The 25796-nt window shown below is 61.2% G+C and carries 22 protein-coding genes and 4 pseudogenes; 12 read left to right on the forward strand and 14 right to left on the reverse strand.

All coding sequences use genetic code 11. The features are described from left to right. Positions 1 to 18 precede the first annotated feature (18 nt). From LOY68_RS21530 to LOY68_RS21540, 3 genes are all read right to left on the reverse strand, one after another. Positions 19 to 975, reverse strand: a complete 957-nt coding sequence (locus LOY68_RS21530; RefSeq protein WP_265039766.1) for a quinone oxidoreductase family protein — start codon at positions 973 to 975, stop codon at positions 19 to 21. A 31-nt stretch (positions 976 to 1006) separates the two neighbouring features. Beyond that, positions 1007 to 1180, reverse strand: coding sequence for a DUF1427 family protein (locus tag LOY68_RS21535; protein ID WP_082356724.1), 174 nt, complete (start codon positions 1178 to 1180; stop codon positions 1007 to 1009). A 216-nt stretch (positions 1181 to 1396) separates the two neighbouring features. Next, positions 1397 to 2167 carry an AraC family transcriptional regulator gene (locus LOY68_RS21540; RefSeq protein ID WP_265039769.1) on the reverse strand — a complete coding sequence of 257 codons (771 nt, stop codon included), beginning with the start codon at positions 2165 to 2167 and terminating at the stop codon, positions 1397 to 1399. A gap of 145 nt (positions 2168 to 2312) precedes the next feature. Here LOY68_RS21540 and LOY68_RS21545 point away from each other — a divergent pair, with 145 nt between their 5' ends. Further along, positions 2313 to 2540, forward strand: coding sequence for a DUF6555 family protein (locus LOY68_RS21545; RefSeq protein WP_054051602.1), 228 nt, complete (start codon positions 2313 to 2315; stop codon positions 2538 to 2540). A 74-nt stretch (positions 2541 to 2614) separates the two neighbouring features. On the opposite strand, the gene LOY68_RS21550 is transcribed toward LOY68_RS21545, so the two are convergent. The 3 genes from LOY68_RS21550 to LOY68_RS21560 all read right to left on the reverse strand — a co-directional run bounded on the left by LOY68_RS21550 (position 2615) and on the right by LOY68_RS21560 (position 3913). Continuing rightward, positions 2615 to 2779, reverse strand: coding sequence for a metallothionein (locus LOY68_RS21550; RefSeq protein WP_054051600.1), 165 nt, complete (start codon positions 2777 to 2779; stop codon positions 2615 to 2617). Positions 2780 to 2963: 184 nt separating this feature from the next. Further along, on the reverse strand, positions 2964 to 3416 hold the full coding sequence (locus tag LOY68_RS21555) for a DMT family transporter (RefSeq protein ID WP_054617388.1): 453 nt from the start codon (positions 3414 to 3416) through the stop codon (positions 2964 to 2966). Between the two features lie 2 nt (positions 3417 to 3418). Beyond that, the gene (locus LOY68_RS21560) at positions 3419 to 3913 is read right to left on the reverse strand and encodes a DMT family transporter (protein WP_054051596.1); all 495 of its coding nucleotides are present in this window, start codon (positions 3911 to 3913) and stop codon (positions 3419 to 3421) included. A 246-nt stretch (positions 3914 to 4159) separates the two neighbouring features. Here LOY68_RS21560 and LOY68_RS21565 point away from each other — a divergent pair, with 246 nt between their 5' ends. Next, positions 4160 to 5095, forward strand: a complete 936-nt coding sequence (locus tag LOY68_RS21565; protein WP_265039771.1) for a LysR family transcriptional regulator — start codon at positions 4160 to 4162, stop codon at positions 5093 to 5095. 155 nt (positions 5096 to 5250) lie between these two features. Here LOY68_RS21565 and LOY68_RS32335 read toward each other — a convergent pair. From LOY68_RS32335 to LOY68_RS21575, 3 genes and pseudogenes are all read right to left on the reverse strand, one after another. Next, positions 5251 to 5763, reverse strand: a pseudogene (locus LOY68_RS32335) (methyl-accepting chemotaxis protein); the annotation flags it as partial. Positions 5764 to 6156: 393 nt separating this feature from the next. Next, positions 6157 to 6933: pseudogene (locus LOY68_RS32340) on the reverse strand (cache domain-containing protein); the annotation flags it as partial. A gap of 193 nt (positions 6934 to 7126) precedes the next feature. Further along, on the reverse strand, positions 7127 to 8443 hold the full coding sequence (locus tag LOY68_RS21575) for a Na+/H+ antiporter family protein (RefSeq protein ID WP_161807692.1): 1317 nt from the start codon (positions 8441 to 8443) through the stop codon (positions 7127 to 7129). Positions 8444 to 9065: 622 nt separating this feature from the next. On the opposite strand from LOY68_RS21575, the pseudogene LOY68_RS32345 reads away from it, so the two are divergent. The 3 genes and pseudogenes from LOY68_RS32345 to LOY68_RS21585 form a co-directional block, all read left to right on the forward strand. Further along, a pseudogene (locus tag LOY68_RS32345) lies at positions 9066 to 10136 on the forward strand (HAMP domain-containing protein); the annotation flags it as partial. A 264-nt stretch (positions 10137 to 10400) separates the two neighbouring features. Next, positions 10401 to 10994: pseudogene (locus tag LOY68_RS32350) on the forward strand (methyl-accepting chemotaxis protein); the annotation flags it as partial. 323 nt (positions 10995 to 11317) lie between these two features. Next, complete coding sequence (locus LOY68_RS21585) at positions 11318 to 12994, forward strand: MFS transporter (protein ID WP_265039774.1); 1677 nt, start codon at positions 11318 to 11320, stop codon at positions 12992 to 12994. Between the two features lie 99 nt (positions 12995 to 13093). Here LOY68_RS21585 and LOY68_RS21590 read toward each other — a convergent pair whose 3' ends face one another. From LOY68_RS21590 to LOY68_RS21605, 4 genes are read right to left on the reverse strand one after another with little or no spacing between them, the layout of a single operon-like run. Beyond that, positions 13094 to 14407, reverse strand: a complete 1314-nt coding sequence (locus LOY68_RS21590) for a sensor histidine kinase (RefSeq protein WP_163913513.1) — start codon at positions 14405 to 14407, stop codon at positions 13094 to 13096. Further along, positions 14404 to 15072 (reverse strand): response regulator transcription factor, encoded by a 669-nt coding sequence (locus LOY68_RS21595; RefSeq protein WP_054051582.1) that lies wholly within the window; start codon positions 15070 to 15072, stop codon positions 14404 to 14406. The genes LOY68_RS21590 and LOY68_RS21595 overlap by 4 nt, the downstream gene beginning before the upstream one ends. Positions 15073 to 15075: 3 nt before the next feature. Further along, the gene (locus LOY68_RS21600; protein ID WP_054617315.1) at positions 15076 to 15381 is read right to left on the reverse strand and encodes a PepSY domain-containing protein; all 306 of its coding nucleotides are present in this window, start codon (positions 15379 to 15381) and stop codon (positions 15076 to 15078) included. Further along, positions 15381 to 15689 (reverse strand): PepSY domain-containing protein, encoded by a 309-nt coding sequence (locus LOY68_RS21605; RefSeq protein WP_265039775.1) that lies wholly within the window; start codon positions 15687 to 15689, stop codon positions 15381 to 15383. Before LOY68_RS21605 ends, LOY68_RS21600 begins: the two co-directional genes overlap by 1 nt. A gap of 331 nt (positions 15690 to 16020) precedes the next feature. Here LOY68_RS21605 and LOY68_RS21610 point away from each other — a divergent pair, with 331 nt between their 5' ends. The 6 genes from LOY68_RS21610 to codA all read left to right on the forward strand — a co-directional run bounded on the left by LOY68_RS21610 (position 16021) and on the right by codA (position 22042). Then, positions 16021 to 17100 (forward strand): patatin-like phospholipase family protein, encoded by a 1080-nt coding sequence (locus tag LOY68_RS21610; RefSeq protein WP_163913509.1) that lies wholly within the window; start codon positions 16021 to 16023, stop codon positions 17098 to 17100. Between the two features lie 85 nt (positions 17101 to 17185). After that, a complete protein-coding gene (gene queD / locus LOY68_RS21615; RefSeq protein WP_017736453.1) occupies positions 17186 to 17542 on the forward strand; it encodes a 6-carboxytetrahydropterin synthase QueD in 357 nt (118 codons plus the stop codon). A 110-nt stretch (positions 17543 to 17652) separates the two neighbouring features. Further along, complete coding sequence (locus LOY68_RS21620; protein ID WP_265039789.1) at positions 17653 to 18105, forward strand: GNAT family N-acetyltransferase; 453 nt, start codon at positions 17653 to 17655, stop codon at positions 18103 to 18105. Between the two features lie 337 nt (positions 18106 to 18442). After that, complete coding sequence (locus LOY68_RS21625) at positions 18443 to 19273, forward strand: alpha/beta fold hydrolase (protein ID WP_265039790.1); 831 nt, start codon at positions 18443 to 18445, stop codon at positions 19271 to 19273. A 239-nt stretch (positions 19274 to 19512) separates the two neighbouring features. Next, complete coding sequence (gene codB / locus LOY68_RS21630; protein ID WP_163913503.1) at positions 19513 to 20784, forward strand: cytosine permease; 1272 nt, start codon at positions 19513 to 19515, stop codon at positions 20782 to 20784. A 13-nt stretch (positions 20785 to 20797) separates the two neighbouring features. Next, complete coding sequence (gene codA / locus LOY68_RS21635; protein WP_163913501.1) at positions 20798 to 22042, forward strand: cytosine deaminase; 1245 nt, start codon at positions 20798 to 20800, stop codon at positions 22040 to 22042. A gap of 130 nt (positions 22043 to 22172) precedes the next feature. Here codA and LOY68_RS21640 read toward each other — a convergent pair whose 3' ends face one another. Next, entirely contained in the window at positions 22173 to 23165 is a 993-nt protein-coding gene (locus tag LOY68_RS21640) for a diaminopimelate epimerase (protein ID WP_265039792.1), read from the reverse strand. A 263-nt stretch (positions 23166 to 23428) separates the two neighbouring features. Here LOY68_RS21640 and tssI point away from each other — a divergent pair, with 263 nt between their 5' ends. Next, entirely contained in the window at positions 23429 to 25789 is a 2361-nt protein-coding gene (gene tssI / locus LOY68_RS21645; protein ID WP_265039794.1) for a type VI secretion system tip protein VgrG, read from the forward strand. The last annotated feature ends 7 nt before the right edge of the window (positions 25790 to 25796 follow it).

A 25796-nucleotide genomic window follows, 5' to 3' on the forward strand; every position in this document is an offset into this window, starting at 1 on the left:
ATTCACCCCATCAATCGGTCATGGCAACAAAATCACCTTGTCACCACTGCCCTGATTCACCTCGGCATACCGCGCCACGCCTTCGGCCAACGGCGATTCCACCAGCCCTTCCGGCAACGGCAACAGATCCTGATCGAAGAACTTGCCGAACTGATCCAGCATCGCCGCACACGCCTGCACGCCATACAGCAGCGAGTTGATCCCGACCACCGAACCGCCCTTGCGATACAACGCCAGCGCCGGCAATTGCACGAGGCCGTCCACCGGCGCGGCAATGATCGCGATGCGGCCGAACGGCGCGAGTGCCGGGACCGAGGCCGGTAGCCAGAAACCGGTGGTGTCGAAGATCACGTCAGCGCCACCGGCGTACACGGCATTCACTTGCGCGCCGAGGTCTTCGGGCTTGTCCAGTTGCAAGGTCTGAAAACCCTGCGCCTGCAACTCTTTGACCTGCTCCACCCGCCGCGCCGCCGCGAGTACCTGGGCGCCACGGATTTTCGCCAGCGCCAGTGCCGCACTGCCCACCGCCCCGCCGCCAATCACCAGCAAGCGCGTACCCGATGTCACCAGACTGCGTTCCAGCGCATCCCACGCCGTGGTGTAGGGCACGCCGAGGCTGGCGGCCTGGGCGAAACTCAGGTGAGTTGGTTTGAGTGCCACGCCATTGGCCGGCAACTTGACGAACTGTGCGTGGGAACCGTCGGCGAAAAAGCCCAGCTCACGACCGGTGCCCCAGACTTCCTGACCGATCATCGCCGGCGGGCCTTCCACCACCACCCCGGCGAAATCCCGACCGGGAATCCGTGGCAGCGTGGTGTAGGGAAAACGCCCCAGCACGTTCTTCACATCGCTGGGGTTCAGGCCCGCGGCCTTGATCTGCACCAGCACTTCATCAGCGCCGGCCACCGGGGTCGGGACCTCGACGTAGCGCAGGGAAGAGAGGTCGCCGGTCTTGTCGAATTGCAGAGCTTTCATGGGCGTTTCCATTTGAATTGATGAAGGGTTTTCAGGAGAGCCAACCGGCGATCAACTGCCGGCCCATGGGCCACAACTGCTCGCCGGCGAGCATGCCCAGCAGCCCCACCAGCGCGATGGCCGGAGGCGCCGGGGAGCGAAAATCCAAAGCGCCGTAAAGCAGACCGACGCCCAGGCCGATGCCCAGCGAGATGAGGTAGTTCATGACAGACTCCGTGGCACAGGGGGTATGCGAGAAGTCTAGAGAAAGGCAACGAAACCCATCGGCCAAGGGCTTCTGAATATCGGACAAAGGACCGTGGAACACTGCAGTCCCCTGTGGGAGCGAGCCTGCTCGCGAAAGCGACCTGTCAGGCAACAGAAGTGTTGAATGTAAAACCGCTTTCGCGAGCAGGCTCGCTCCCACAGGTACAGCGTGCGCCTAACGACCGGTTGTGTACTGCGAAGGCGCCACGCCCAACTCCCGACGAAACATGTCGCTGAAGCTGCTCGGCGAATACCCCAGCTCCCGGGCGATGGCGCTGACCGGCACGCCCTGGATCAACTCCGCCGCCGCTGTCGCCAGTTGCACCTGTCGCCGCCATTCGGCGAAGCCCATGCCGAGCCCGTCCTTGAACAACCGCGCCAGGGTGCGCACGCTGGCCCCGGCGTTTTCGGCGTGTTGTTCGAAGGAAATATCCAGTGACGGCGCGGCCATGACGGCCTGGCACAGGTTCAGCAGGCGCCGATCCGAATCGTCCGGCAACGGGATGGTCAGCATCGAGCGGCGGGCCCGTTTCAGTTCCAGCAACGCCAGGCCAACCAGCGCCTCGTAATACTCCGGCGCCCCGTCGTCGCCCTGCTCCACCAGCCCGACGATCAATTCACGCAGCAGTCCACCGACCTCGATCACCTGCACTTTGGCATCCAGGGTCGCCGCCAGCGCCGGTCGCAAGTAGATATTGCGCATCTGCAAGTCCGACACCACACGAATCCCATGGGGCACACCCGGCGGCAACCACACCGCCCGTTGCGGCGGCACCACCAGCGCCTCGTGCGGTGTCTCGACCCACATCACCCCGCTCATCGCGTATAACAACTGGCCCCAGACATGTTCGTGGGGCTCGATGTACAGTCCACGCGGATAAGTGCGCGCCAGCGGCTGCACGGGCACATCGGTGTCAGTCAGGTCGGGCGGTGCGGCAAGGGCCATAGACAAGGATCGTTGGGGTTCGGGGAAGCATCATGGTAACGAGGCACTCGGGTTGCCGCCAGTGACGGCCACCGTCTGACAATCCGAATGAATTTTTGCCAACGCCCGGGATCCCTGTATTACCACAGGGAGGAATACGGGCTTTATGAACAACGCAAAACTATTCGTCATTGAATACACCCTTCATGGCGCCCCCAAGTCTTTCATTATCCGCCTGGACAAGATGGACAACGCGGAGGCCTGGCATTGGGCAAGTTGCGATGCCGGCGTGGGCCGCATCCCGCGCTTTGGCCGTGAGAAGGTGCAAAAGACCAGCAAACCGCTGGCGGAAAAATTCGGCGTCGAGAACGTCACGTGGCGACCGGCGAGCTGAACGGAACAAGGAAGACAAGGAGCGTCAGAAACAAAAAGTGGAGCCCTGTGGCTCCACTTTTTTTTGATGAGCGGTCAGCCGTGGGCGCATTTGCAGCCCTTGCTGGAGCACTCTTCACCGTGTTCATGATGCTTGGCGCAGGCTTCGCAGCAGTAATGCTTGCCGTGGCGCGCAATCGGATGTTGGCCCAGTTTGCAGGAGCATTTGGGGCAGTCGCAGATACTTTCACTGTCGATCATGAGGCGGACTCCACTGTTATGGTCGTCCGGTGCGACGGATGCGCACCGTATCACCAGTGTAGAAGCCAACATTGGAAAGCGTCCCCTTGTAGGAGCTGTCGAGTGAAACGAGGCTGCAATCTTTTGACGTAGGTTTTCAAGATCAAAAGATCGCAGCCTTTGGCAGCGCCTACACGGGACCGCGTTACGCCTGCCGCGAATTGCTGCGATACATGAACACCAACGCCAGCGCCAGACACACCATCGCCACGATCCGGCTACCGGACAGTTCAATCGCCGGGTTGCCGAGCCAGCCAAAGTTGTCGATCAACATGCCCATGCCCAGTTGCCCGACGATCACCGCCACGGTCGCCACCGCCGTGCCGACCCGTGGCACCGCGCCGACCATGACCATCATGTACACCACGCCAAACAGCGCCCCGCTGAGCTGCCATTTCGGCACGTCCAACAGGCTCACGGCGTGGGCCGGTTCAAAAAACAGGATCAACAATCCGGTGACCACCGCGCCGACCACAAAGGTCAGCAAACTGCTGCGCAACACGCCGACGGTTTCCCCTAGACGTCCGTTGATCGCCGCCTGAATACTCAACACCGCACCTGCCGCGACCACCACGGCCAACAAAATAATCAGATTCATCATCAACCCCGAGCGATCAGAACAAGTGCCGCAACAATCAGCAGCAACGCCAGCCAACGTTCACCGTTGACCTTTTTGCGGGTGGCGCCGAACCAGCCGAAATGGTCGATCAATACACTCTTGCCGACCTGCCCGGAGAGGATCGCGATCATGGTCATGGCGACACCGATGTGCGGCGTGGCCATGGTCAACACCACCACGTAGATCGGCCCGAGAAACCCGCCGATCAACTGCCAACGCGGCAATTCGCTGAGGGCCGGCCCCTGTTGCTTGCCGCTGAACAGCAGCAACAGAAAAAGAATCGCCGAACCGACGCCGAAGATGCTCAGGGTCGCCCACAAATGCCCGACCTGAACCCCGAGCGGCCCGAGCAAACCGGCCTCCACGGACAAACCCATGCCGGCGAGGATGACCAGGGGTAGCAGCAATAGCCGCAGCCCGGGTTTGGTGGTTGGCGTTGTGATAACGCCAGCGTTGTCGATTGAAGAAGATTGCATAAGGAAAACCTGCCAATTCATCAGTTAAGGCACAAATCCTGTGGGAGCGGGCTTGCTCGCGAAGGCGGAGTATCAGTCGCCATTGATAGCGACTGACACGACCCCTTCGCGAGCAAGCCCGCTCCCACAATGGATTGTGGTGTTCTTGCTGTGTGAGTAAGGCGCGCATTATCGGCTGGCGATCCTTTGCGATAAATGGGAGCATCCGGACAACACTTTTGCGCATTTCGCACAGCAGGACTCAGCATGCATGGCCTCAACGAGCTCGGATTCAAGGCGCTTCGGCTATTCGTCGCGGTGCTCGACCACGGCAGTTTTTCCGAAGTCGCCCGCCGCGAAGGCCTGGCGCCCTCTTCGATTTCCCGGCAGATCCAGTTGATGGAGCAGGCCCTCAACCAGCAATTGCTCTACCGCCACACCCGCGCGGTCACCCCGACGGAAGCCGGACGCATGCTCGGGCATCACGCGCGATTGGTGCTGGTGCAACTGGAAGAGGCCGAACAGGCCCTGCAAGAACAGCAAAGCGAACCCAGCGGACTGGTACGCATCAATGCGCCGGTGGTGTTTGGCCAACGGCATCTGACGCCGTGGCTGGGGCAGTTGTGCGAGCGCTATCCGAAGCTGCAACTGGATATCCAGCAGACCGACAGCTACGTCGACCCGTTGCAGGAAGGCGCCGACCTGTTGTTCCGCATCGGCCCGCTGCACGATTCGAGCATGCAGGCGCGGATCCTCGCGCCGCATCGCTTTCAAGTCGCGGCCAGTCCTGCCTATCTGCAACGCCACGGTGTCCCGCAACATCCCGAAGACCTCGCCGCTCACCAATGCCTGGCGTACAAAGGCGTGACGGGTCAGCAACGCTGGTTTTTTCGTCAGGGGCAGGAAGACTGGACGCCCTATTCGGTGAAGGGACCGATCACCGGCAACCACGCCGACACCCTGACCCAGGCCGCCGAACAGGGGCTGGGGTTGGTGATGTTTCCTTCGTGGCTGATTGGCGAAGCGGTGCGCGAAGGCACGCTGGTGCCGGTGCTGGGGGAATATCAAGTGTCCAACAGCCTGGAGCCGCAGCAGATTGCGGTGTTGTGGCCGGGCAGTCGAAGGCTGTCGGTGAAGGTGCGGACGGTGATTGATTTTTATGTGGAGTGTTTCGGAACCGTGCCCTATTGGGACAGACCATAGTTGCCTTGTAGCAGCTGGCGCAGCCTGCGTTCGGCTGCGAAGCAGTCGCGAAATCAGGCCGCGCGGTGTGTCAGGTAAACCGCGAGGCTAGGGTTAACGACTGCTGCGCAGCCGAACGCAGGCTGCGCCAGCTGCTACAGGGAGCGCGTCGCGTTCTAGATCCGGAACTGGCCGACCAGTTTGCCGAGGCGCTGGCCTAGGTCCGCCAGGCTGCGCGAAGTCTGCGCACCGAGCTGAGTCTCATCCGCCACGCTGTCCACCGCCACCGCAATCTGATGCACGCTGCGGTTGATCTCTTCCGCCACCGCTGTCTGTTCTTCCGCAGCGCTGGCGATTTGCGCGTTCATCGAGTTGATGGTGCCGATCAGCTGCGCCATGGTGTCCAGCGAAGCCCCCGCTTCGTTGGCCTGGGCCGAGGTGCCGTCGCCGGCCTCGCTGGAGCGGCGCATGGCTTCCACCGCCGACTGAGTGCCGGCCTGCAAGCGGTCGATCATGCCCTGGATTTCCTGGGTGCTGATTTGCGTGCGGCTGGCCAGCGCGCGTACTTCGTCCGCCACCACCGCAAAACCACGACCGGCCTCACCGGCGCGGGCAGCCTCGATGGCGGCGTTGAGCGCCAACAGGTTGGTCTGCTCGGCAATCGAACGGATCACCCCGAGCACGCTGACAATCGATGAAACGTCTTTTTGCAGGCTGTCGAGGGACACGCCGCTGGTGCGGATGTCATCCACCAGCGCATGAATCTTCACGATGCTGCCGGCCACCACACGCTTGGCGGCCTGGCCTTCGGCGTCAGTTTGCTGGGCGGCGACGGCGGCGTTCTGCGCGCTCTTGGCGACTTCCTGGGCGGCGGCGGACATCTCGTTGATCGCCGTGGCGACCTGATCCGTCTCATGACGCTGACGCTCCATCGCCTGATCGGAGCGCTGGGCCTGATCGGACACCTGGTTCACCAGCCCGGTCAGTTGCGAGGTCATTTCGGTAATCTGACGAACGAGGCCGTGGATCTTGTCGACGAAACGGTTGAACGAGCCGGCCAGTTGACCGAGTTCATCTTCGCTGGTGATGGTCAGGCGCCGGGTCAGGTCGCCCTCGCCCGCCGCGATGTCATCGAGGTTGGCTTTCATCAGGTTCAGCGGACGCAAAATGGTATTGGCCAGCAACATCCCCGCCGCCGCAATCACCAGCAACACCACCACGGCAATCCCGACGATGCTCAGCACCACGCCTTCCATCCGTTCGGTGACCTTGGCCTGCACCAGCGCGACCTGGGCTTCGATGCCGTCGAGGTTGACCGAGGTGCCGACCGCCATGTCCCACTTCGGCAGGTATTCGGTGTAGCCGAGTTTGGGCACCAGCACCTGGGTGTTGCCGGGCAGCGGCGAGCTGTATTCCAGGTAGTGAGTGCCGTCCTTCGCGACTTTCACCAAGTCGCGGTTGACGTAGACGCCGTTCGGGTCACGGTTGTCCTTGAAGCTCTGGCCTACGCCGTCCGGGCTGTTGGACTTGAACAGGCGCACGGTGTTGGAGTCGTAGCCGAAGAAGTAGCCGTCCTTGCCGTAGCTGATGCTCGACAGCAACTTGACCACTTGGGCCCGCGCCGCGTCATCGCCGGGGGCGGCGGCGTCGTAAAGCGGTTTGATCGCGGTCATGGCCACGGCCACGTAGCTTTGCAGGGTAGCCTTGGCATCCTTGAGCAGGCTCTGACGGGTTTCCTCGACCTCCTTGCGCGCCTGTTCCTTGAGAATGAACAGCGTGGTCAGGCTGATGACTAGCGCGAAGAGCAACACCGGGAGAACGGCAAGGGACAGGACTTTAGCCTTCAGGCTCATGCGCATGACGGTTCACTCTTTTGATTTTATTGGCGTGGTTAAAGGCTTTAACGGCAGGCCAGATCAAAAGTTGAGTGAAGCAAACACAGATCAATGTGGGAGCGGGCTTGCTCGCGAAGACGTCGTGTCAGTCAATGATGAAGTCGACTGACACTCCGTCTTCGCGAGCAAGCCCGCTCCCACATTGGATCTCTGTTGTTCAGAGAACCATCGCGGCCACCCAGCCAAACGCCAGCAGCGGCAGGTTGTAGTGCAGGAAGGTCGGGACCACGGTGTCCCAGATGTGGTGGTGCTGGCCATCGATGTTCAGGCCGGAGGTCGGGCCCAGGGTCGAGTCCGAGGCGGGCGAGCCCGCGTCACCCAGCGCGCCGGCCGTGCCGACGATGCACACGATCGCGATAGGGCTGAAGCCCAACTGCACGCACAGCGGCACGAAGATCGCCGCCAGGATCGGCACGGTGGAAAATGACGAACCGATACCCATGGTCACCAGCAGGCCGACCAGCAACATCAACAACGCGCCGATGCCTTTGCTGTGGCCGATCCACGAAGCAGACGCTTGTACCAGCGTCTGCACGTCACCGGTGGCTTTCATCACTTCGGCGAACCCGGAGGCGGCGATCATGATGAAACCGATCATCGCCATCATCTTCATGCCTTCGGTGAACAGGTCGTCGGTGTCGCGCCATTTCACGATGCCCGATGCCGAGAAAATCAGGAACCCGGACAGCGCACCGATGATCATCGAATCCAGCAGCAACTGAATGATGAACGCCGCCGCGATGGCCACACCGGCTACCATCAGGCTCAACGGGTTGTACGCCACTGCGACCTGCTCGACTTTCTCGATCTTTTCCAGGTCATAGATGCGTTTCTTGCGGTAGCTGATAAACGCCGCCGCCAGGCCAACCACCATGCCCAGTGCCGGAATACCCATGGCATGGGTGACGTTGATGCCGCTGATGTCCACGCCGCTGCGGGCCACGTTGGCCAGCAGGATTTCATTCAGGAAAATGTTGCCGAAGCCCACCGGCAGGAACATGTACGGCGTGATCAGGCCGAAGGTCATGACGCAGGCGATCAAGCGCCGATCCAGTTGCAACTTGGTCAGCACATATAAAAGCGGCGGCACCAGCAGCGGAATAAAGGCGATATGTATCGGCAGAATGTTTTGCGAAGCGATCGCCACCACCCACAGCAGGCCGATCAGCAGCCACTTGACCGAGCCGCCTCCGTTGGCGTGCTGGCGGTCGACCATGGCCAGGGCTTTGTCCGCCAGCGCATGGGCCAGGCCGGACTTGGCAATCGCCACCGCGAAGGCGCCGAGCAAGGCGTAGGACAACGCCACCGTCGCCCCGCCACCGAGGCCGCTGTTGAAAGCCTTGAGGGTTGCGTCGATGCCCAGGCCACCGGTCAAACCACCGACCAGGGCGCCGACAATCAGCGCGATCACTACGTGCACGCGGGACAGGCTGAGCACCAGCATGACGCCGACCGCGGCAATTACAGCATTAATCATCGTTACCTCTAGGCAAGCGAAATGAGCCCGGCCGGCAGTCTGCGAAGAGCCGCCAGCGGAACAAGGAATGGGTTTTATTAGAGGGCGCGCACTGTGCCGCACGGTCGCCCCCTTGTCAAAGCCAACGCCGCTTGCGCAGGAGCTGCCGAAGGCTGCGATCTTTTGATTTTTGTGGCTGTGATGGCGCAGAAGATCAAAAGATCGCAGCCTTCGGCAGCTCCTACAGGGGCGGTTCGATCTTTTGATGTTTGTGGCTGTGATGGCGCAGAAGATCAAAAGATCGCAGCCTTCGGCAGCTCCTACAGGGGTGAATCGGATATTTGCTACAGGACATAAAGAAAGCAGTTTCGCAGCCGTTACAGTGCAAAGTCTCAGATAAATATCGAATAAGGACGTCTCCATGTCGCTCAGACAACTCTCCATCCAATGGAAAATCACCCTGCTGGCCGGGCTCTGCCTGGCGGGTATCGTGACCCTGTTGGTGGGTCTTTCGCTGTATCGCATGGAGCACAGTTCCGCGCTGGTGAAAGCGTCGAGCATGGAGATGCTCACCGAATCCGCCCAGGCGCGGATCGAGTCCCAGGGTGAAAACCAGGCGCTGAACATTCGTCAGCAGTTCATGGACGCCTATCAATACGGCCACGGTTTCTCGCGCCAGGTGCTGTTCCTGCGCGATCAGGCCGAGAAGCGTTTTCTCGATGCCTTCGACCTGCGCGAAGACCTGACCCGCCAGGTCAAATCGGCGCTGCAAGCCAACCCGGAACTGCTCGGCCTGTCCCTGGTGTTCGAAGCCAATGCGCTGGACGGCAAGGATGAACTGTTCGCCGGCCAGGCTGAGCTCGGCAGCAACGACAAGGGCCGTTTTGCCCTGTACTGGTCGCAACCGACGCCGGGCAAAGTGACGTCGATGGCCCTGCCGGAAAGCGACATGGCCGACACCCGCACCGGCCCCAGCGGCGAGGCGGCCAACGCCTGGTTCACCTGCCCGCGCAGCACGCTCAAGCCGTGTGTGATCGAACCCTACTTCTATGTGATCGACGGCCAGAACGTGCTGATGACCAGCATCGTGTTCCCGCTGATGGTCAACGGCAAAGTCATCGCCTCGCTGTCGGTAGACATCAACCTCAACAGCCTGCAAGCGATCAGCCAGGGCGCGAGCAAAAAGCTCTATGACGGCCAGACCAGCGTCAGCATTCTCAGCCCGGTCGGCCTGCTCGCCGGTTACAGCCCTGACGCCAGCAAACTCAGCCAGCGCCTGGATGCCGTGGACAAAACCAACGGCGCCGAGCTGATTCGGATGCTCGCCGCCAGCAGCAAAACCGCCAGCCTGCACAGCAATCAGCAGTTGAAAGTGCTGTCGCCGTTCCAGCCGATTCCGGGCGGCAAGCCTTGGGGCGTGTTGCTCGACGTGCCGGAAAAAGTCCTCGTCGGCCCGGCCGAAGCGCTGAAAAAACAACTCGACGACAGCAACCGCGCCGGCTCGCTGGTCGAGCTCGGTCTGGGCGTGCTCGCCGCGTTGATCGGCCTGTTGCTCGTATGGCTGATGGCCCGCAGCGTGACCAAACCGATTCTCGGCGTGGCCCAAATGCTCGAAGACATCGCCAGCGGCGAAGGTGACCTGACCCGGCGCCTGGCCTATGACAAGAAAGATGAGCTGGGCCAATTGGCCGGCTGGTTCAACCGCTTCCTCGATAAGCTGCAACCGATCATCGCCGAAGTGAAACGCTCGGTGCAGGACGCGCGCAGTACGGCGGACCAATCCTCCGCCATCGCCACCCAGACCAGCGCCGGCATGGAACAGCAATACCGTCAGGTCGATCAGGTGGCCACCGCCTCCCACGAGATGAGCGCCACCGCCCAGGACGTCGCCCGCAGCGCGGCCCAAGCGGCTCACGCGGCACGCGATGCAGATCAGGCGACCCGCCAGGGTTTGACCGTGATCGACCGCACCACCGCCAGCATCGATAACCTCGCCGCTGACATGAGCGCGGCGATGGTGCAAGTCGAAGGCCTGGCGGCGAACAGCGAGAAGATCGGTTCGGTGCTGGAAGTGATTCGTGCGATCGCCGAGCAGACCAACCTGTTGGCGCTTAACGCGGCGATCGAAGCGGCGCGTGCCGGTGAAGCCGGACGCGGTTTTGCCGTGGTGGCCGATGAAGTGCGCAACCTGGCGCGGCGCACCCAGGAGTCTGTCGAGGAAACCCGCCAGGTGATCGAGCAATTGCAGAGCGGCACCCAGGACGTGGTCAGCTCGATGAACAACAGCCATCGCCAGGCCCAGGGCAGCGTCGAGCAAGTCGGCCAAGCGGTGACCGCGTTGCGCCAGATCGGCGATGCTGTAACCGTTATCAGCGACATGAACCTGCAAATCGCCAGCGCGGCGGAAGAACAGAGCGCGGTGGCCGAAGAGATCAACAACAACGTGGCGACCATTCGCGATGTCACCGAATCGCTGTCGGGGCAGGCGAATGAATCGGCGCGGGTCAGTCAGTCGCTGAACAGCCTGGCCAACCAGCAGCAGAGCTTGATGGATCAATTCCGGGTCTGATTCAAGCCCCCCCAAACACCCTCAATCCCCTGTGGGAGCGGGCTTGCTCGCGAAAGCGGTGTGTCAGCCACCATTGATTTCGACTGGCATGGCCTCTTCGCGAGCAAGCCCGCTCCCACAGGATCTCCACGGGTTCTGGGGTTTCAGAGGCAGCGAGTGGATATTTGCGCGAACGTGATTATGCTTTAGGAAGCTTCGCCGCAACGCGAGGCTGTCAGATCCATGCTTCGCGCAATCCCATGACATCAGCCCCAGGGCCTGGGTGCGACAATAAGAGTAATGAGGTGCTCCGGCCTACAACAAGAGCAAGACGGAGAAGCCCCATGGCCGTAATCGACAGCACAACCACGGGCAGCGCGCCCCACCACAGCATCACCAAGGAGGAGCGCAAGGTCATTTTCGCTTCGTCCCTGGGCACTGTTTTCGAGTGGTACGACTTTTACCTCTACGGCTCCCTCGCCGCGATCATCGCCAAGCACTTCTTCGCTGGCGTCAACGAGACAACCGCCTTCATCTTCGCCCTGCTCGCCTTCGCCGCAGGCTTCGCCGTGCGTCCGTTCGGTGCGATTGTGTTCGGCCGGTTGGGCGACATGATCGGGCGCAAGCACACGTTCCTCATCACCATTGTGATCATGGGTATCTCCACGGCCATCGTGGGTTTCCTGCCCGGCTACGCGACCATCGGCGTGGCGGCGCCGATCATCCTGATCACCCTGCGCCTGCTGCAAGGCCTGGCGTTGGGCGGTGAGTACGGCGGCGCGGCCACGTACGTCGCGGAACATGCGCCGAAGGGCAAACGCGGCTACTTCACCTCGTGGATTCAAACCACCGCGACCCTCGGCCTGTTCCTCTCGCTGCTGGTGATCCTCGCCTGCCGCACCGCGCTCGGCACCGAAGCCTTCGAGGCCTGGGGCTGGCGGATTCCGTTCCTGCTGTCGATCCTGCTGCTGATTGTCTCGGTGTACATCCGCCTGCAACTCAGCGAGTCGCCGGTGTTCTTGAAAATGAAGGAGGAAGGCAAAGCCTCCAAAGCCCCGCTGACCGAATCCTTCGCCCGTTGGGAAAACCTGAAAATCGTGATCATGGCCCTGCTCGGCGGCACCGCTGGCCAAGCCGTGGTCTGGTACACCGGGCAGTTCTATGCGCTGTTCTTCCTGCTGCAAACCCTGAAGATCGACCCGCAAACCGCCAACCTGTTGATTGCCGGTTCGTTGCTGATCGGCACGCCGTTCTTCGTGATCTTCGGCAGCCTGTCCGACCGCATCGGCCGCAAGGGCATCATCATGGCTGGCTGCATCCTCGCGGCGGCGACCTACTTCCCGATCTTCCATGCGCTGACCCAGTACGGTAACCCCGACGTGTTCGTCGCTCAGGAGAAAAACCCGGTCACGGTGATTGCCGATCCGGACCAGTGTTCGTTCCAGTTCGACCCGGTGGGCAAGGCCAAATTCACCAGTTCCTGCGACCTCGCCAAGACCCTGTTGGCGAAGCGGGCGATTCCTTATAAGAACGACAGCGCCGAGCCCGGCACTGTCGCGCAGGTGCGCATCGGCGACAGGGTGATCCCGAGCTTCGAAGGCACTGGCATGCCCGCCGCTGACTTCAAGGCTAAAAATGACGCCTTCACCGCCAGCCTCAGCACCGCGCTCAAGGAGGCCGGTTACCCTGAGAAGGCCGACCCGGCGAAGACCAATTACCCGATGGTCCTGCTTTTGCTGACGATCCTGGTGATCTACGTGACCATGGTTTACGGCCCGATTGCGGCATGGCTGGTGGAACTGTTCCCGGCGCGCATCCGCTACACCTCGATGTCCCTGCCCTATCACATCGGTAATGGCTGGTTCGGCGGGTTCCTGCCGACGGTGGCGTTTGCCATGGTCGCGGCTACAGGGGATATCTATTACGGGTTGTGGTACCCGATTGTGATTGCGGTGATGACGGCGGTGCTGGGGATATTCTTTATGCCGGAAACCAAGGATCGGGAGATTCATCACACATAAGCAGAAAGCTTTTGTAGGAGCCAGGCTTGCCGGCGAAGGCGTTCTTGAGGGTGCCTTCGCCGGCAAGCCTGGCTCCTACAGGTGTGAGGTGTATGGGGGTCAGCGCTTGGGCAGTTCGATCACGACTTTCAGCCCACCCCACTCGCTTTCCTGCAACAGCAACGTGCCGCCCCAGGTGTCGACGATATCGCGCACGATGCCCAGGCCCAGGCCATGCCCGTCGGTCTGTTCATCCAGCCGCGTGCCGCGACTGAACACCTGGGCGCGCTGGTCTTCGGGAATGCCCGGGCCGTCGTCTTCCACGCTCAGTTCAAATTTGTCGGCCATTTCGACCACGCTCAAGCGAACCTCGGCGTCCGACCATTTGCAGGCGTTATCCAGCAAGTTGCCGAGCAGTTCCAGCAAGTCCTCGCGGTCCCAGGGCAGCAGCAAACCGGCGGGTGCGCGATAGCTCAGCTCAAGGTGTTCGCCATGAATCATGTTCAACGTCGCGAGTAACCCCGGCAGCTCCGCATCACAATCGAACAACACGCCGGGCAAGGCATCGCCGGACAACCGGGCGCGATTGAGTTCGCGATTCAACCGTTGCTGCACCTGTTCCAACTGCTGCTGGATGACCTTGCGCAACTCCGGGTGAGCATCGAGTTTTTCGCTGGAAGCCAGACTGAGCAACACAGCCAGCGGAGTTTTCAAAGCATGCCCGAGGTTGCCCAGGGCATTGCGCGAACGCTTGAGGCTGTCTTCAGTGTGGGCCAGCAAATGGTTGATCTGCGCCACCAGCGGCTCCAGCTCCACCGGCACCTGATCATCCAGTTGCGAGCGCTGGCCCTGCTGCAGTTGGGCGATTTGCTCGCGAGCCTTTTCCAGTGGACGCAAGGCACGGCGCACAGTGATCCGTTGCAGCAGAAGAATCAGCAGTAGCCCCGCCAACCCGAGCCCGAGCCCGACCTGCTGCATACGTAAAAAGCTCTCACGCACCGGCGTGTAATCCTGCGCCACGCTGATGGAAATCGACTGACCCAGACGTCGGTAATCCGAGCGCAGGATCAGCAGTTGCTGGCCTTCCGGGCCCAGTTGCAGATTGCTGTGCAACCCGGCGTGATCCAGCCGTGGCAGTTCCTGATCCCACAACGAACGTGAGCGCCAATGGCTGTCAGCAAAATCGATGCGAAAGTAATGCCCGGAAAATGGCCGTTGATAGGCCGGCGCCAGGTGTCGCTCATCCAGTTGCAAGCCTTGGGGCCCGCGTACCAATGCCGCCAGCAGGTTTTCACTGTCGTTGCGCAACCCGGCTTCGAGGTAGCGCTGCAAACCCATTTCGAATAGCCACAAACTGGTTTGCGCCAGCACCAGGCCGACGATCACCATCACGCTGATCAGGCCCAGGCTCAAGCGGCGCTGGATCGACCTCACTGGGCTTGCCCGCCGAACAGGTAACCCTGGCCGCGACGGGTTTCGATCACGCTGCGCCCGAGCTTGCGCCGCAGGTGGTTGACGTGGACTTCCAGCACATTCGAATCGCGCTCGGTTTCACCGTCGTAGAGGTGTTCGGCGAGGTGGCTTTTGGAGAGGATCTGTTCGGGGTGCAGCATGAAATAACGCAGCAGGCGGAATTCGGCGGCGGTGAGCTGGATGTCGGCGCCGTCGCGGGTCACGCATTGGCGACCTTCATCCAGGTGCAGCCCGGCGGCCTTGAGCGTCGGCTGGTTGGCTTGGCCGTGTGAGCGTCGCAACAATGCCTGGACTCGCAGGTGCAGTTCTTCGGGGTGAAAGGGTTTGCTCAGGTAATCGTCGGCGCCAGCCTTGAGGCCTTCGATCCGCTCCGCCCAGGAATCCCGCGCGGTGAGGATCAACACCGGCGTCGACAACCCTCCGGCGCGCCATTGGGTCAGCACCTCAAGCCCCGGCAAACCTGGCAGGCCGAGGTCGAGGATGATCAGGTCATAAGGCTCGCTGCTGCCCTGGTACACCGCGTCGCGCCCGTCGGCCAGCCAGTCCACGGCGTAGCCTTGGCGGTTGAGGCCGGCCATCAATTCGTCGGCCAGGGGCACGTGGTCTTCCACCAGCAGCAATCGCATCGGTCAATCTTCCTTGTCTTTCAATAAACGGCCAGTGGCGGCCTCGATGTCCAGCTCGCGGACCACGCCTTCGGTGGTCAGCAGCTCGACTTCATAAATGTAGACGTCGTGTTTTTCTTCGAGCTCGGCTTCCAGCAACTTGGACCCGGGATAGCGATCCAGCGCCTGTTGCAACAGTTGTTCGAGCGGCAGGATCACGCCCTGCTGACGCAAGCGCAGGGCTTCGTCCTGATCCAGGTCGCGGGCCATGACCACCGAGCAAAATGCCAGAAGCCCCAGCGTCATGCGTGAAACGGAAAACACCTTCATTACGTATCCTGATGATCCTTGAGAACCTGCCCGCTGACAGCGTCCAATTCCAGGTCCCACTCAATGCCCTGGGGGTCACGCAGTTCAACCTGGTAGATGTACTTGCCGTACTCTTCTTCCAGCTCGGTTTCGGTGACCTTGGCGCCAGGGTGTTTGGCCAGGGCAATGGCGTTGAGCTTCTCGAAAGACACAATGGTACCAGCGTCGCGCAACCTCAGGGCTTCGTCGGGGCCCAGGTCTCGGGCGTGGGCGAGGCTGGCGGTCATGGCGATGAGGGACGCGGTGAACAGGGCAGTCAGGGTTTTCATGGGTGTCTCCGTATTTTTATGTGCTGCGTACGGGGTGCACCATAGCGGGGCGAACTTAACTGAAACTGAATTGCCATCATTGGTCATGACAACAGCGACTGGCATAAAACCCTGTAGGAGCTGCCGAAGGCTGCGATCTTTTGATCTTGATTGTTGATGTCCATGAATCCGTCGAAGATCGAAAGATCGCAGCCTTCGGCAGCTCCTACATTGATCGGGTGTGTCAGGCACCATCTGTATCGACTGACATACCGCCTTCGCGAGCAAGCCCGCTCCCACAGGGGGATTGTGCCTGTCTATAATCCCCCGCTTGCCAGACATCGAGACCGGTATGACCGCTATCCACATCAAGTTCCCTTCCCTGACCCTCAAGGCTGGCCCTCGGGCCTTTGCGCGCATCCGTGAAAATGGGCTGAGCGCCGCCGACGTCGGCACGCTGCCGGGCGCGGCTGGTGGGCCCAAGGCGTTGGGGATTCAAGGTCTGGACCTGGCGCTGTTCGGCGAGTGGCTGCCGACGGCTCCGCGAGAGCGTTCGTTGATTGGCGCGTCGGTGGGTTCCTGGCGGTTTGCCAGCGCCTGTTTGCCGGACGCCGCCGAAGGCATTCGGCGACTCGGTCATCTGTACACCGAGCAGAATTTCGACAAAGGCGTGACCATGGCGCAGATCAGCCAGAGCTCCCGGCGCATGCTCGATGAGCTGCTGGACGGACGCGACGCCACGATCCTCGACAATGCGCATTACCGACTCAACATCATGGTGGTCAAGAGTCACGGTCTGCTCGCCCATGACCATCGCGGTCGCCTGGGACTGGGCCTGTCGTCGGTGATCGCCGACAACCTGCGGGGCCGCGCGCGGCTGTCGCGGCATTTCGAGCGGTTGATCATCCACGACCCGCGCCTGGCGCCACCGGTCAATGCGCTGAACGATTTCCCGTCACGCTTCGTCGCCCTGAATGCCGGTAATTTGCGTCAGGCGCTGCTGGCGTCGGGCTCGATCCCGATGGTCATGGAAGGCGTGCGGGACTTGCCCGGTGCCGGCGCCGGGACCTTTCGCGACGGCGGTTTGCTGGACTATCACCTCGACTTGCCCTACAGCGGCAACGACATCGTGCTCTATCCACACTTCACCGACCGGATCATTCCCGGCTGGTTCGACAAGACCCTGCCGTGGCGCCGCGCCTGTCCGGCGCGCTTGCAGGATGTCCTGCTGCTGGCGCCGTCGAAGGATTATCTGGCGCGCCTGCCCTACGGCAAACTGCCGGACCGTAACGACTTCAAGCGCTTCATGGGCGATGCGCCGAGCCGGCAGAAATACTGGCGCGCGGCAATGGAGGAAAGCCGCCGGATGGGCGACGAGTTCCTCGAACTGGCCGCCAGTGGTCGCCTCGGCGAGCGCTTGCTGACCCTTTAGTCAGTGTTTTGCCCGGCGCTCTGGTAAACTCGCCGCCTGCCCACATCGCCGCGGCGATCGCCACCTGACAGAGCTGAAAATCACTGTGGAAATCTTCAAAGAGTTTACGTTCGAATCCGCCCACCGCCTGCCCCACGTACCGGACGGCCACAAGTGCGGTCGCCTGCACGGTCACTCGTTCAAAGTGGCGATCCACTTGAGCGGCGACCTTGATCCGCATACCGGCTGGATCCGCGACTTCTCGGAAATCAAGGCGATCTTCAAGCCGTTGTATGAGCGTCTGGACCATAACTATTTGAACGACATTCCTGGCCTGGAAAATCCGACCAGTGAAGTGCTGGCCAAGTGGATCTGGACCGAGTTGAAGCCACTGCTGCCGGAACTCAGCGCGATTCGTATCCACGAAACCTGCACCAGCGGCTGCATTTATCGCGGCGAATAAAACAGCTGATTCAAAAGAACCACCGGCGACGGTGGTTTTTTTATGCCTGTCGTTTCGCCTCCACGCCGAGTACAGTCGGGCCCCATCCTTGGCCCGAAGGAACCCGTCTCATGTCACTGCTCATTCGCCCCGCTACGCTTGAGGATATCGCGCAGATCGAGGCCATCGTCGAGGCGGCTTACTCGCCTTACATCGAGCGCATCGGCCGTAAACCCGCGCCAATGCTGGATGACTACGCCAGCCAGGTGCTGGCCAGGCGCGTGCATGTGCTCGCCGACCAACAGGCACTCAGCGGTTTTGTGGTGCTGATCGACACCGAAGAGTATTTGCTGCTGGACAACATCGCGGTCAGCCCTACGGTCACGGGCCAAGGCCTTGGCCGGCAACTGCTGGAATTCGCCGAACGCCACGCGCGGGAAGCGGGTTACCCGACGATTCGCCTCTACACCAACGAAGCCATGAGCGAAAACATCGCGCTGTACACCCGCCGCGGGTATGTCGAAACCCATCGGGTCGAAGAGAACGGCTTGCGGCGGGTGCACATGAATAAAGTATTGGGCTGAAGCAAACTCAACACCTGTGGGAGCGAGCCTGCTCGCGAAAGCGTTCTGACCGCCACATTGATGCCGGATGTGCCAAAGCCTTCGCGAGCAGGCTCGCTCCCACAGTAGATTTTCAATGGACGCAAAATCAGCGTCGGGCCCAAATCCCCTGTGGGAGCGGGCTTGCTCGCGAAGGGACCAGGTCAGCCAACATCTATGGCGACTGATACACCGCTTTCGCGAGCAAGCTCGCTCCCACAAGGGGATAGGTGTTTCGTCAGTGAAACAAAAAACAGCCTTCAACAGCCTGTTTTTTATGCCTATGCTTTTTGGCTCCCCCCGCCAAGAGGACACCCCCATGACTGACTGGCCTCTGCCTCAAACCTATCGCTTCAACGGCCACTCCGTTCGCTACGCCGTGCGCGGCGACGGCCCGCCGTTGGTGTTTGTGCATGGCACGCCGTTTTCTTCTTACGTGTGGCACCGCATCGCGCCGCATTTCATTGCCACGCATCGGGTGCATTACTTTGATCTGCTGGGCTATGGGCAATCAGAGAAAATCGACGGCGATGTATCCCTCGGCGTGCAGAACGACTTGCTGGCCCAGCTTCTGGACCATTGGGGCCTGGAACAACCCGACGTGGTGGCCCACGATTTCGGTGGCGCTACCGCCCTGCGCGCACATCTGTTGAATGGCAAAAACTACCGCAGCCTGACCCTGATCGATCCGGTGGCACTGACACCTTGGGGCTCGCCGTTCGTGCAGCATGTGCGCCTGCATGAAGCGGCGTTCAGCGGAATACCCGACTACATCCAGCGCGCCATTGTGCCGACCTATATTCGCGGCGCGATCAAGCGCGAGATTCCCGAGCATGAACTGGCGCCTTATGTGCAGCCATGGCTGGGTGAGCCGGGGCAAGCGGCGTTCTATCGGCAGATCGCGCAAATGGACGAGCGTTATACCCGCGAGGCCGAAGGGCTGTACCCGACGATCCGTTGCCCGGTGCAGATCCTGTGGGGCGAGGATGATCAGTGGATTCCCATCGAGCGCGGGCAGGCGCTGCACCGGATGATTCCCGGCTCGCGTTTCCACGCCATTCCAAACGCCGGGCACCTGGTGCAAGAAGATGCGCCGGAAGCGATAGTCGCGGCGTTGCTGCGGTTTCTGCCTTTACACAAATCCCCCTGACGAAACCGATTCCCCCTGTGGGAGCGGGCTTGCTCGCGAATGCGGTGTACCAGTCGCCATTGATACTGCTGACACACCGCTTTCGCGAGCAAGCCCGCTCCCACATGGGTCTTGTGTTCCGCCATTTGCACCGCTTTCGCGCCCTGATCCCCCGCCTCGTCTATAAATAACCCCATCACCCACGCTTGGCACGACCACTGCAACCCTCCCCGCGTCTCTCATCCAGCAAGGAACGCCCCATGACGCAGAACGATCCGGGAAACGATTACCCCCTCAGCGAAGTTCCGATGCATGCCCGCAAAGGCCTCGCCTCCACCGCCATGGTGCTGCTCGGTTTCACCTTCTTCACCGCGACCATGTTTGCCGGCGGCAAGCTTGGCGTGGCGTTCAGTTTTGGCGAGATGATGGCGGTGATTGTCGTCGGCAATCTGCTGCTGGGGATCTACGCCGCAGGGCTCGGTTATATCGCTTTCAAGAGCGGCCTCAATTCGGTGTTGATGGGCCGGTTCTGTTTCGGTGAAGTGGGCAGCAAGCTCAGTGACTTGATCCTCGGGTTCACCCAGATCGGCTGGTACGCCTGGGGCACGGCCACGGCTGCCGTGGTGCTAGGCAAGTATTTCGAACTGGAACAAGGCACGGTGCTCGGGCTGATGGTGCTGTTCGGCCTGGTGTTTTGCGCGACGGCGTATGTCGGTTATCGCGGACTGGAGATCCTGTCGTACATCGCGGTGCCGGCGATGATGTTGTTGCTGATGCTGTCGATGTGGGTCGCCACGGTCAAGGTCGGCGGGCTCGACGGGTTGCTCGCCGTGGTGCCGACCGGCACGCTGGATTGGTCGACGGCGATTACCCTGGTGTTCGGCACCTTCGTCAGCGGCGCCACCCAAGCGACCAACTGGACGCGCTTCTCCCGTTCGGCTCGGGTCGCGGTGCTGGCGAGCCTGATCGGCTTCTTCATCGGCAATGGCCTGATGGTGCTGATCGGCGCCTACGGGGCCATCGTCTATCAGCAGCCGGACGTGGTCGAAGTCCTGCTGTTGCAAGGCTTCGCCATGGCCGCGATGGCGATGTTGTTGCTCAATATCTGGAGCACCCAGGACAACACCATCTACAACTTCGCCGTCGCCGGATGCAACCTGCTGCGCACCGGGCGGCGCAAAACCGTAACCCTGGCCGGTGCGGTGATCGGCACCTTGCTGGCGTTGCTGGGCATGTACGACATGCTGGTGCCCTATCTGATTTTGCTCGGCACGGTGATTCCGCCGATTGGCGGTGTGATCATGGCGGACTTTTTCTTCCGTTATCGCGGTCAATATCCTCGACTGGCCGATGCGCGGCTGCCGGCGTTCAACTGGCCCGGCCTGAGTGCTTATGCGGTCGGCACAGTCGCCGCGTTCAGCTCGCCGTGGGTCGCGCCGCTGGTAGGCATCGCCGCTGCCGCGCTAACGTATGTGATATTGACCGGCGTGCTGGGTATCCGCACTGCCGATGCACCACTACAAGATCTCTAAAAGGATTCGCCTGATGCACATCATCAACGCCCGCCTGCGCAACCAAGAAGGCCTGCATGAGTTGCACCTGGAAAACGGCCTGATCGGCAACATCGCCCGCCAGACCGAAGCCCCGACCCTGGGCCCCGGCGACCTCGACGCCGGCGGCAATCTGGTGGTGCCGCCCTTCGTCGAGCCGCACATTCACCTCGACGCCACGCTGACCGCCGGCGAACCGCGCTGGAACATGAGCGGCACGCTGTTCGAAGGCATCGAATGCTGGGGCGAGCGCAAGGCGACCATCACCCTCGAAGACACCAAGGCCCGCGCGAAGAAAACCATCCAGGCCCTGGCCGCCCACGGCATCCAGCATGTGCGCACTCACGTCGATGTCACCGACCCGACCCTGACCGCGCTCAAGGCCATGCTCGAAGTGCGCGAAGAAAGCCGTCACCTGATCGACCTGCAGATCGTCGCGTTTCCCCAGGAAGGCATCGAGTCGTACCGCAACGGTCGCGAGCTGATGGAAGAAGCCATTCGCATGGGCGCCGATGTGGTCGGCGGCATTCCACATTTCGAGTACACCCGGGACCAGGGCGTGAGTTCGGTGAAGTTCCTGATGGACCTGGCCGAACGCACCGGCTGCCTGGTGGACGTGCACTGCGATGAAACCGACGACCCGCATTCACGCTTCCTCGAAGTACTGGCCGAAGAAGCCCGCAGCCGCGACATGGGCTCGCGGGTTACGGCCAGCCACACCACGGCGATGGGCTCCTACGACAACGCCTACTGCGCCAAATTGTTCCGCTTGCTCAGCCATTCGGGCATCAGTTTTGTCTCCTGCCCGACCGAAAGCATTCACCTGCAAGGACGCTTCGATAACTTCCCGAAACGCCGTGGCGTAACCCGGGTCAACGAGTTGCTCGAAGCGGGGATGAACGTGTGTTTCGGCCAGGATTCGATCGTCGATCCGTGGTACCCGCTGGGCAACGGCAACATCCTGCGGGTGCTCGAAGCCGGCCTGCACATTTGCCACATGCTCGGTTATCGCAACCTGCAAAGTGCGCTGGACCTGGTGACGGACAACAGCGCCAAGGCCATGGCTTTGGGGGATCGTTATGGATTGGAGCGCGGCCGGCCGGCGAATTTGCTGATTCTGTCGGCGGACAGTGATTACGAGGTGATTCGTAGCCAGGGTCTGCCGCTGTATTCGATTCGCGGCGGGGAAGTGTTGATGAAACGGCAGATGCCGGTGGTGGAATGGGCGCAACCGGTTTGAGTTTTCGCTGACCGGGCGGGCCTCTTCGCGAGCAAGCCCGCTCCCACATTAGGTCTGTGTCGAACACAAAATTTGTGTCCACTGAAGATCCCATGTGGGAGCGGGCTTGCTCGCGAAGGCAATCTTGAATTCAATCCATCAACCGCGCCGTACCAAACAACCTCACCCGACTCAATTCACCGCCCTGCTCTTCCAAAAGAATCGGCGCCGTCCCGCCAGGCATAACCACTTTCACTTCACCCGCTGCCACCCAACCCACCCGCCAAGCCGCGCAAGCCACCGCACTGGCGCTGGTGCCTGACGATGCCGTCGGCCCTTCCCCACGCTCAAACACCCGCGCGACAATCCGCCCTTCAGACTCAAGCATCGCCCATTGCAGATTCACCCCCGCCGCACACGGCCGCCCTGCCCCGGTCGGCATGGCGTAGGCGATACGCGTCAGCCCTTCAGACAAGCCCGGTTCACGCATCTGCTCGTTATCCGGCAGGGCCTCGGCGTCGCTGACCAGCGTCACGCAATGGGGATTGCCGACCCGCACAAACTGGCTGCGGCACCACGCCGGGTCGAGCGCCGACAACGGTTGCACATGGCTGACGTCGCCCCCCTCCAACATCACAGTTTCTACGCCCAACGCACCCACCGCTTGCGCTCCGAACGAAGGCTTGCCCAGGTCCAGCCAAAAACCTTGCACGCGATCGACCTCGGCCGGTTTCACGGAAGTTTCTACAGGAGAAACCGCGTCACTTTTGTCGTGATGAACCCGCAGCACACAGGGCTCCTCGCCTGGCAGCAACCCTTGCTCACCGAGCGCCTGAGAGAAAATCGTCAAGCCATTACCGCTGCGCTCGGCCAGGGTGCCATCGGTATTGACGATCAACAGGTCAAAGGGTGGCGTAGCTTGAAACGGGCCGATCAGCAGACCGTCGCAGCGATGCTCCTTCGCGCCATCCGGGCGCATTCCCTGCGGCCACTCGCAAAACGCGTCCACTGTCGCGCGGCTCCATGTGTCTCTTGTCAGCGCCGACGCCTGGGCCGTTGCCGGCAAGCGGATGCCAACGCCGCGCACCGCCTCGGGCGTCACCACAGCGTAAATATTGCCCCGTGCATCATAGAACCGAGCCATGAACCTCACCTTCAATCTGCTGGAAAGCGACGGCTACTGTAGCCGTCTCGGCTCTTTCGAGGCAAAAAGTAATGGCACATCGCCAAGAAACATCTTGCATCAAAACCGAAAGACGTAGACGGACAGCGCCTCTAAGCCTATGTGCGCAACTTCTTGCGCAACTTTAAGCCTTTATCATCCGGCGCAATTCTGGCTCTCGCACTCTTCTGTGTGCGCGCACCAGCAGTTTTGATGGAGCAACGTGACACCTCAAGGAGCCAGAGATGTTCAGCCCAGCCAACGAGACTCATTTCAGCCTGACCATCGAAGGTCTTGAGCACGACCTGCAAGTGCTGTCGTTCAGCGGCACCGAAGGCATCAGCCAACCCTACGCATTCGATGTGGAACTGGTCAGCGAAAATCCCGACCTGGACCTGGAAACCCTGCTGCATAAACCGGCATTTCTGGCGCTGGACGCTAACGATAGCGGCATCCACGGCCAGATCTACCGCGTCGCCCAGGGCGATGCCGGCAAACGCCTGACCCGCTACAAAATCTCCCTGGTGCCGCAACTGCAATACCTGCACCACCGCACCAACCAGCGCATCTACCAGCAAATGTCCGCGCCGAAAATCATCGCACTGATCCTCGACGAGCACGGCATCAAGGCCAACGCCTACAGCTTCCAACTCAGCGAAACCTGCCCGGACCGCGACTACTGCGTGCAGTACGACGAAACCGACCTGCACTTCGTGCAGCGGTTGTGCGAAGAAGAAGGCATTCACTACCACTTCCAGCACAGCGAAAAAGCACATTTGCTGGTGTTCGGTGATGACCAGACCGTGTTCCCGAAACTTGGCCAACCGACCGCCTATGTGCAGGGCAGTGGCATGGTTGCGGATGAGCCGGTGATCAAAGGCTTCAAGCTGCGCCTGGAAACCCGCACCAGCCGCACGACCCGTCGCGACTACGACTTTGAAAAGCCGCGCCTGCAACTGGAATCCGGCTACAAACCCGAAGGCGAAAGCACCGAGCCGGACCTGGAAGACTACGATTATCCCGGCCGCTTCATCGACCGTGCGCGCGGCAAGTTCCTCAGCCAGCGCGCCCTCGAACGCCATCGCGCCGACTACCAACAAGCCGAAGGCTGGGGCGACCAGACACGTTTGATCAGCGGCCACTTCCTGGAAATGTCCGACCACCCGCGCACCGAGTGGAACGACCTCTGGCTGCTCACCGAAATCTTCCACGAAGGCAAACAACCGCAAGTCCTCGAAGAATCGGTACCCAGCGACACCACCGACAACAAAGACGATTTCCACCAGGGCTACCGCAATCGCTTCCTCGCCACCCCATGGGCCGTGTTCTACCGCCCAGCCCTGGAACACCCAAAACCGCGTGTACTCGGCAGCCAGACCGCTCTGGTCACCGGCCCCAAAGGTGAAGAAATCCACTGCGACCAATACGGCCGCATCAAGGTGCAATTCCACTGGGACCGCGAAGGCCAGGCCGACGACAAAACCAGCTGCTGGATGCGCGTCTCCTCAAGCTGGGCCGGCGACCGCTACGGCGCCATCGCCATCCCGCGCATCGGCATGGAAGTCCTCGTCACCTTCCTCGAAGGCGACCCCGACCAACCACTGGTGACCGGTTGCCTGTACCACAAGGAAAACCTCGTCCCCTACGAACTGCCGGCGAACAAAACCCGCACCGTGTTCAAAACCCTTAGCTCACCGGGGGGCGGTGGCTACAACGAACTGCGGATCGAAGACAAGAAAGGCGCGGAACAGATCTACCTGCATGCCCAGCGCGATTGGGATGAAAACATTGAGCACGATCAGAAGATTCGCGTCGGCAATGAACGCCACGACACGGTGGAGAAGAACACCTACACCGAGTTGAAGGCGGAAGAACATCGCACCACGATTTCGGATCGCAAGATTGAGGTCAAAGCCGATGATCATTGGGTGGTCGGCCAAAACCAGCACATCAAACTCGGCACCGCGCAGTTGATCAGCGCCGGCAAAGAAATCCATCTCAAGGCCGGGCAAAAAATGGTCATCGAAGCCGGTATGGAACTCACCGTGAAAGCTGGCGGGAGTTTCATCAAGCTGGATGCGGGAGGCATAACCGTGGTTGGGCCGGTCATCAAGCTGAATGCCGGTGGTACGGCAGGTGTCGGGAGCGGAAATGCCGCGCTCTTGCCACTCATCCCCCTGCCAGCCGCCTCTGACAAGGCAGGTGAAGTGCCCGAACGCGGCGAGTCGCAACCGGCGCCGGAAGTCATTCATAAACTCAGCGCAACCATCAGCGCTGTGCCTGGTCATCCCGGCTACGAAGATGAACCCTATACGCTGTTCGCCGATGGCGCAGTGATTCAGGAAGGCCTTACTGGCGAAGACGGTGTGATCAAGTTTGACCACGTCCCCGGCACCCAGGCTTATGCGGTCGAACTGGTGAACGGGCATCGTTTCGAGATCGAACCCAAGGAAGAAAGCGCCGAAGCAGGCTCCCAAAATCAGCAATTGGCGCGCCAGGGCTACCGCGACTACCACGCAAAAGCAGACCAGCTTGAACCCTTGGGCTCAACGGATGACTACCGTGGTGCGGTCCTGAACCCGGCGAACAAGCCGAAAAGTCTTTGAGCGCAGG

It is taken from the genome of Pseudomonas sp. B21-053 (assembly GCF_026016365.1).
In the GTDB taxonomy this organism is placed as follows: domain Bacteria; phylum Pseudomonadota; class Gammaproteobacteria; order Pseudomonadales; family Pseudomonadaceae; genus Aquipseudomonas; species Aquipseudomonas nunensis.